The sequence below is a fragment of the Actinophytocola sp. genome (assembly GCF_036002505.1).
In the GTDB taxonomy this organism is placed as follows: Bacteria; Actinomycetota; Actinomycetes; order Mycobacteriales; family Pseudonocardiaceae; genus DASYTH01.
The window spans coordinates 1-7,598 of record NZ_DASYTH010000086.1; the positions used below are offsets into that span (position 1 = coordinate 1).

The window sequence follows — 7,598 nt, forward strand, 5'->3', positions numbered from 1 at the left end:
TGAAGAAGATGTAGGCCAGGTACACGCCGAACGGGTAGAACGAGTACGGCAGGATGACCGACCACATCGAGCCGATCAGGCCGACCGCGTTGACCTCAAGGAAGAGCGGTACCACCAAGGTGGCGTTGGGCATGAGCATCACCACCAGGGTGACCACAAGCAGGGTGCGCCGGCCGCGGAACTCGGTCATCGCCAGCGCGTAGCCGGCCGGAATCGCCACCGCCAGGGTGATCACCAGCGCGAGGAACGCGTAGAGCGCGGAGTTGCGCAGCCACAGGAAGATCACGTCGTCCTGGAACGAAGTCAGCGCGTCCCAGTTGGACCGCAGCGCCGACCAGGAGCCGAAGGAGAGCGGGTGGCCGTGCACGAGCTGGTCGTCGGTCTTGGTGGCGGCCAGCGCCAGCCAGAGCACCGGGAGCACGAAGAACACCAGGAACAGCCCGAGAATGAGGGCGGGCAGCGGGTTGGGCAGCCCGCGACGCGGCCGGACCGACCGGGAGGCCACCGGTCGCGGTGTGATGCGTGCCGGGAACGCCGGCCTCTCCCGGGTGTCAGTCGGCATCGAAGAAACCCGATCTGGCGACGAACACTCCGGCGGCCACGAGCCCGACCACGAGCAGCTCGACCGAGACGGCGGCGGCGGTGTTGACGTTGTTGTGCTGGAAGGCGAAGTCGTAGGAGAGCTGGTTGAGCGAGTAGTCCCGGCCGGCGACCCCGACGCTGGCCAGCGTCAGCAGCTGCGGCTCGACGAACAGCTGGGTGCCGCCGGCGAACGCGAGGATCACCATGTAGACGATCCACTTGCGCAGCAAGGGAATCTGGATGCGCCGGGCGGTCTGCCAGGCGCCCGCGCCGTCGATCCGGGCGGCCTCGATGAGATCCGGTGAGATGTTGTTCAGCGCCCCGTACATCACCACGATCCAGCCGCCCGCGCCGGTCCAGAACGCGATCAGGGTGAACAGGACCGGCAGGTGCCCGGGCGCGACGACCTGACCGAACGTGTCGAAACCGAAGGCGCGCAACAGAAAACTCGCCGGGCTCACCGCCGGGTCCAGCATGAACAGCCAGACCATGACGCTCGCCGCCCCGGCCAGGGCCCCGGGAATGTAGTAGAGGAAACGCAGGGACCGGCTGACCGGGCGGGCCGTCACCCGGTGCAGCAGCAGCGCGAGCCCCACCACGAACACCACCAGCGCGGCCAACCAGAACACCAGGTACAGCGCGACATGCTCGACCGCCGCGACGAACCGGAAATCGCTTGCCGCGGCGGTGAAGTTCGCCAGGCCGACGAACCTGTTGCCGGCATCGGTGAACGCGAAGTAGACCGCGTACGCCGTCGGTATCACGCCGAAGGCGATCAGCAGCACCACGTAGGCGGCGACGAAAGCGTGACCGGCCCGGCCCGGCCAGCGCACCCGCCAGCTGGTCATTGCTCGCTGACCTGGTACCCGTTGGACTTCGCGTAGTTCACGACCGCCTTCTGCCAGTCCGGCAGCATCGACACGATCGCCTTACCCGCGTTCAGCCCCGGGGTGATCGTCGCTGCCCAGATCGCCTCCTGGCTGAACTGCCCGTAGCCCCAGCCCGGCCACACCTGGCCGGCCGCGGCCTGCAGGGGTCCGGCGATGTCGTTCAGGTAGTACCCGGAGGAGTTCTGCTTGGACAGCCAGGTCGTGGCCGCCTTCGCGAACGCCGGATACCCCGGGGCGACCTTGCCCTGGTAGTCGTCGGAGGTTGTCACCCAGGTCAGGAAGTCGGTGGCGGCCTTGAGGTTCTTGCTGTGCGCGGACAGCAGCCAGGTGCCGCCGCCCACGTTGCCGACCGAGGGTTTGTCGTCGCCGGACCACTGCGGCATCGGGGCGACCGCGATCTGGCCGGCGGGAACCTTGAACGTGTCCTGGAACAGCGCGCCGCCGAACCACGCCGGACCGGGCATCATCAGGATCTTGTCGGCCAGGTTCTTGCCGAAGTCCGAGCTGAACACGCTGCTGAGGGACAGGGTGTGGTTCTTGATCAGCTTGTCCAGCAGCGCCGCCATGCGGGTGCAGTTCGGACCGGTGGTGTTCACCGTGAGTGCCTTGGGGCCGGTGATCTGGTTGGCGCCGCATTTGCCGGCCCACAGGTAGATCTCCGGGGTGAACGTGTCGCCCGCGGAGCCGACCAGGTAGCCGGGGTGCTCGGCGGCGACCTTCTCGCCGAGGGTCTGGAACTCCTCCCAGGTCTTGGGGACCTGGTAGTTCCACTGCTTCAGCAGTGCGGCGTTGTACCAGAGCACGGTCTGGGACAGGTCGTTGCGCAGACAATGGAGCGTGCCGTTCACCGTGCACGGGTCGTTGGCGCCGGTCGCCCAACCGTCCAGCACGGACTGAGGGATCTGGCCCTTGTTGAGCGGGGCGGTGAAGCCGGCGTCCACCGCCCAGGTGGTCTCGTTGTTCTGCGAGCTGAAGACCACGTCCGGCCAGCCCTCACGGGTCCGGTTGAACAGGCCCACCTTGGTCTGCAGGTAGTTCGAGCCGTTGGCGTCGCCGTCGTAGCTGACGATGTTCATGGACACCGACGGGTTCTGCTTCTGGTACTGCTGCGCGGCGGCCAGGCGCGTCGAGTCCACCCACACCGTGATCTGCCCGCCGGTCTGCGGTACCGGTTGGAACCCGTTCTGGGTGTTCGTGGTCCCCCCGCCGCTGCCGCACGCCGCGACCACCCCCAGCACGAGCACGGCGCCGCCCGCCAGCAACGCGGTCCGCCCGCCGCCAAGCTTCGGTGTCATGAGCTACTCCACGACGTTGTGGGATGTGTCTGACTTATTGTGCCGAGTTGAGCCGTATCGTCAAGTGCGAACCATCGATAAATCTGACTTATAGCCGCAGGCCGCGTGGTCGATGTACGATTCTCCGGCCAGTAGCCCGCGGCGAAGGAGACAGGTCGTGACCGGCGCGCCCGTACAGGACCGGGACACAACTGCGTACCGGCCCGGCTACGAGCTGGTGGCCGAGCGGATCCTCCAGCTCATCGCCGAGTCGCGGCTGCGGCCGGGCGACCGCATGCCCACCGAGAACGAGCTGGCCGCCCGGCTGGGCACCAGCCGCACCGTGGTGCGCGAGGCCGTCAAGATCCTCTCCGCGCTCGGGCGGGTCCGGGCCCAGAAGGGCCGCGGGCTCTACGTCGCCGACGACGACGGGATGCTGGGCGCCTCGCGCTGGGAGGGCTTCTTCCTCCCCACCGACCTCGACCACGTCTACATGCTCTTCGAGTTCCGCCGGGTCCAGGAGACGGCCGCGAGCCGCCTGGCCGCCACCCGCGCCACGCCCGCCGAGCTGCGCGCCATCGAAACCGCCGCCGAGACCTGCCGGCAGGGCCACCTGACCGGGGAGGCCGCCCTGTTCGACCGCGGCGACGACGACTTCCACCTCGGCATCGCCACCGCCTCGCACAACCCGTTCCTCGTCGCCGCCGTCCGGGAGGCCCGCCGCCTGCAACACCAGTCGAGCACCATCGGCCTGCGCGGCACCGTCGGCGGCCACGCGGCGGAGGCGGTCGAGGAGCACGCCGCGATCTACCGGGCGATCCGCGACGGCGACCCGGACGCGGCCGCCGAGGCCACCGCCGTCCACCTCGACAACACCCTCCAGGACTATCGCCGCGAGATCCAGCGCCGCATCTTCGGGTGAATGCCCTGAAGGCGGCCTTCAGGGCATTCAGCGTCCCGAAGGCCGCCTTCAGGGCATCACCGGCCCAAGTAGCCCACCTATTCGCCCGGAAGATGTAGTACCCATTGACCGGGCGGCGTCAACGCCTTACCGTTGACTTAGTTTGTCGATTAAACAAACATGGTACCCAGGCGCATCCCCGGATGCGCTCCCCTGCCCTCTTCACGAGGAGTACCTGTGACAACGCCGTCTCGGGCTCTGCGCGCGCCCGGCTGACTCGACTTGGGCCGGCGCGACCAACGGCACCGCCGCGTCGGCTCATTCCCCTGTCCGCATTCGCGAGGAGCCGTTGCCATGCCCCGATCTTCCGCGCGCCGGCGAGCCGTGCTGGTCGCCGCGGCCGCGCTGCTGCTGTCCCTACCCGTCCCGCTCGCCGTCCTGCTGGCGCTCCCGTCCGTGGCCGCGGTGCCGCCGGACTCGAAGTTCCAGAAGGTGGCGCTGGACACCAACACCACCAACCCGATGGCGCTGGACGTCGCCCCGGACGGCCGGGTGTTCTATGTGGACAGGCTCGGTGACGTGCGGATCATCCAGCCGGCCGGCGGAACCACGCTCGCCGGGCACCTGAACGTGTTCACCGCCAACGAGTCCGGCCTGCTCAACCTGGCGCTGGACCCCGGGTTCGCCGCCAACCACTGGATCTACCTGTACTACTCGCCGTCCTCGACGAGCGTGGACCGGTTGAGCCGGTTCACCGTCAACGGCAACGCGCTGGACCTGTCCAGCGAGCGGGTGGTGCTGGACGTGCCGGTGCAGCGCGCCGAGTGCTGCCACCACGGCGCGGGCCTGGTGTTCGACAGGACGAGCGGCAACCTGTGGCTGGCGCCGGGGGACAACACCAACCCGTTCGCCTCCGACGGCTACACCCCGATCGACGAGCGGGCCGGCCGGGCGAACTGGGACTCGCAGCGCAGCGCCGGCAACACCAACAGCCTGTCCGGCAAGATCCTGCGCATCCATCCGGAGACCAACGGCACGTACACGATCCCGCCGGGCAACCTGTTCCCCCCGGGCACGGCCAACACCCGCCCCGAGATCTACGTGATGGGTGAGCGCAACCCGTTCCGGATCAACATCGACTCCAGGACCGGCTTCCCGGTCGTCGCCAACTTCGGTCCGGACGCCCCCGCGGCGAGCTCCACCCGGGGTCCGCAGAACACCGTCGAGTGGGACGTGATCAACCGGCCGGGCAATGCCGGCTGGCCGTACTGCATCGGGCCGAACCTGGCCTACAACGACTTCAACTTCGCCACCAACGCCTCCGGCCCGCAGTTCAACTGCACCGCGCCGATCAACAACTCGCCCAACAACACCGGGCAGACCCAGCTCCCGCCGGCGATCCCCGCGCAGGTCTACTACCACTTCGCGGCCGACCCGGCGCACTTCCCGCAGCTGTCCGGCGGCGGGCCGATCGCCGGACCGGTCTACCGGTTCGACCCCAACCTGAGCTCCAGTCGCAAGTGGCCGGCCGAGATGGACGGCAAGGCCGTCTTCGGCGAGTGGACGACGAACAGGATCTTCGCCTTCCAGCTCGACACGGCCGGCACCACGGTCACCGGGATCGACCGGATGCTGTCGTCGATGACGTTCCTCAAGCCGATGGACTTCAAGTTCGGTCCGGACGGTGCCCTCTACACGATCGAATGGGGCTCCGGGTTCGGCGGCGACAACACCGACTCGCAGATCGACCGCATCGACTTCCTCAACAGCGCGGCCTCCCCGGTCGCGGTGGCCACCGCGAACCGCACCAACGGCCCGGCGCCGCTGACGGTCAACTTCTCCAGCGCCGGCTCGGCCGACCCGGGCGGCTCGCAGCTGACCTTCTCCTGGAACTTCGGCGACGGCACCACCTCCACCGCGGCCAACCCCAGCCACACCTATGCCGCCGGCAACTTCACCGCGGTGCTGACCGTCCGGAACTCCGCGGGCGCCACCGGAACGGCGGGCCTGGCCATCACGTCCGGCAACACCGTGCCGGCGCTGAACGTCACCGCGCCGCCCCCCGGCGGGGTGTTCGACTTCGGTGAAGCGGTGGACTTCTCCGTCTCGGTCACCGACCCCGAAGACAGCGCAGCCGGCCCGATCGACTGCTCAAGAGTCACCGTCCAGGCCATCCTCGGCCACGACAGCCACGGGCACCCGCTCGACCAGTCCACCGGGTGCACGGCCAGGGTGCAGACGACGCTGTCGTCCGGGCACGGCGAGAACGACAACATCTTCTACGTCATCGAGGCGTCCTACACGGACCGGGGCGGGGCCGGCGGTGCCGCGCCGCTCACCGGCCGGGCCCAGGTGATCCTGCAGCCCAAGCACAAGCAGGCGGAGTTCTTCAGCACCACCGGCCGGGCCTCCGACGGCACCGGCACCGGCAGTCCCGGCGTGGCGGTGGAAACCACCACCGACACGGGCGGCGGCAGCGACATCGGGTCCATTGAGGACGGTGACTGGTGGACCGTCAACCCGGTGAGCCTGACCAACATCACCGGCCTGCAGTTCCGGGTGGCCTCGGCGTCGACCGGCGGCACGATCCAGGTCCGCACCGGCTCGCCGACGGGCACCCTGGTCGGCAGCGTCGGTGTGCCCAGCACCGGCGGCTGGCAGACCTGGACCACCGTGACGCTGAACCTGACGAACCCGCCGGCCGCCAGCGGTCCGCTGTACTTCGTGGTCCGCAAACCGTCCGGTAGTACCAACAACGGCGGGCTGCTCAATGTCAACTGGGTGATGTTCACCGGCGCGGGCGTCGGCGTGCCGGGCACCCCGCCGGCCTGGCAGAACGTCATGGTCGTGGGTACCCAGTCGGGCCGGTGCGTCGACGTGCCGGGTGCCGTGACCACCAACGGGACCCAGGTGGCGCTGTGGGACTGCCACGGCGGCACCAACCAGCGCTGGACCTACAACGCCACGAGCAAACAGCTGACGGTGTACGGCAACAAGTGCCTGGAGGCGAACGGGCAGGGCACCAGCAACGGCACCGCCGCGGTGATCCGGGACTGCACCGGCCAGACCCACCAGCAGTGGAACGTCAACACCAACGGCACCGTCACCGGTGTCCAATCCGGACTGTGCCTGGATGCCAGCGGTGCCGCCACCGCCAACGGCACCAGGATCCAGCTGTGGTCCTGCAACGGCGGCGCGAACCAGCAGTGGAGCCCGCGCAACTGAACTGACAACCCACAACCGTTTCCTTCGAGAAGCACACTTCTGGGAGCGCTCCCAGACCGAATCTCGTTGGTGTGAAAGGAGAATCATGCTTCCCTCGACCCGGCTCCTCGGCTCGGCGGCGGTCGCCCTCGCCGTGGCGAGCGCGGTGACCCTGCTGCCGCAGACGGCTGCCGCCGCCACGACCCTGGGCGCGGCCGCGGCCCAGTCCGGCCGGTATTTCGGCGCCGCGGTGCCCACCTTCAAGTTGGGTGAGGCGCAGTACACGACGATTCTGGATCGGGAGTTCAATATGATCACTCCCGAGAACGAGATGAAGTGGGATGCCACCGAGCCGTCCCGCAACAACTTCACGTTCGGCTCGGCCGACCAGATCGTCAACCACGCCCGCAGCCACAACCAGCGCATGCGCGGGCACACGTTGGTGTGGCATTCGCAGCTGCCCGGTTGGGTGAGCAGCATCGGCGATGCGAACACGCTGCGCAGTGTGATGAACAACCACATCAACAACTTGATGGCTCACTACCGTGGCCAGATCTATGCCTGGGACGTGGTCAACGAGGCGTTCGCCGACGGCGGCAGCGGCCAACTGCGCAGCTCGGTGTTCCGCGACCGGCTGGGTACCGGGTTCCTCGAGGAGGCCTTCCGCACCGCCCGCACCGCCGACCCCGCCGCCAAACTCTGCTACAACGACTACAGCATCGAAGACTGGAACGCGGCCAAAACCCA

At 68.5% G+C, this 7,598-nt stretch carries 5 protein-coding genes and 1 pseudogene; 3 read left to right on the top strand and 3 right to left on the bottom strand.

Annotated elements, in window-relative coordinates; translation table 11 throughout:
- From VGR06_RS06670 to VGR06_RS06680, 3 genes and pseudogenes are all read right to left on the bottom strand, one after another.
- Positions 1-562: pseudogene (locus VGR06_RS06670) on the bottom strand (carbohydrate ABC transporter permease); the annotation flags it as partial.
- Positions 552-1,430, bottom strand: coding sequence for a sugar ABC transporter permease (locus VGR06_RS06675; protein WP_327558080.1), 879 nt, complete (start codon positions 1,428-1,430; stop codon positions 552-554). The pseudogene VGR06_RS06670 and the gene VGR06_RS06675, both read right to left, overlap by 11 nt.
- A complete protein-coding gene (locus VGR06_RS06680) occupies positions 1,427-2,767 on the bottom strand; it encodes an ABC transporter substrate-binding protein (protein WP_327558081.1) in 1,341 nt (446 codons plus the stop codon). The genes VGR06_RS06675 and VGR06_RS06680 overlap by 4 nt, the downstream gene beginning before the upstream one ends.
- Before the next feature lie 157 nt (positions 2,768-2,924).
- Between VGR06_RS06680 and VGR06_RS06685 the strand changes: the two genes are divergently transcribed.
- From VGR06_RS06685 to VGR06_RS06695, 3 genes are all read left to right on the top strand, one after another.
- Positions 2,925-3,668: a FadR/GntR family transcriptional regulator gene (locus VGR06_RS06685; protein WP_327558082.1), complete on the top strand. Its 744-nt coding sequence runs from the start codon at positions 2,925-2,927 to the stop codon at positions 3,666-3,668.
- Positions 3,669-4,001: 333 nt separating this feature from the next.
- Positions 4,002-6,872 (top strand): PQQ-dependent sugar dehydrogenase, encoded by a 2,871-nt coding sequence (locus VGR06_RS06690; protein ID WP_327558083.1) that lies wholly within the window; start codon positions 4,002-4,004, stop codon positions 6,870-6,872.
- Positions 6,873-6,957: 85 nt separating this feature from the next.
- The coding region (locus tag VGR06_RS06695) for an endo-1,4-beta-xylanase (protein WP_327558084.1) at positions 6,958-7,598 on the top strand (641 nt) is incomplete at its 3' end.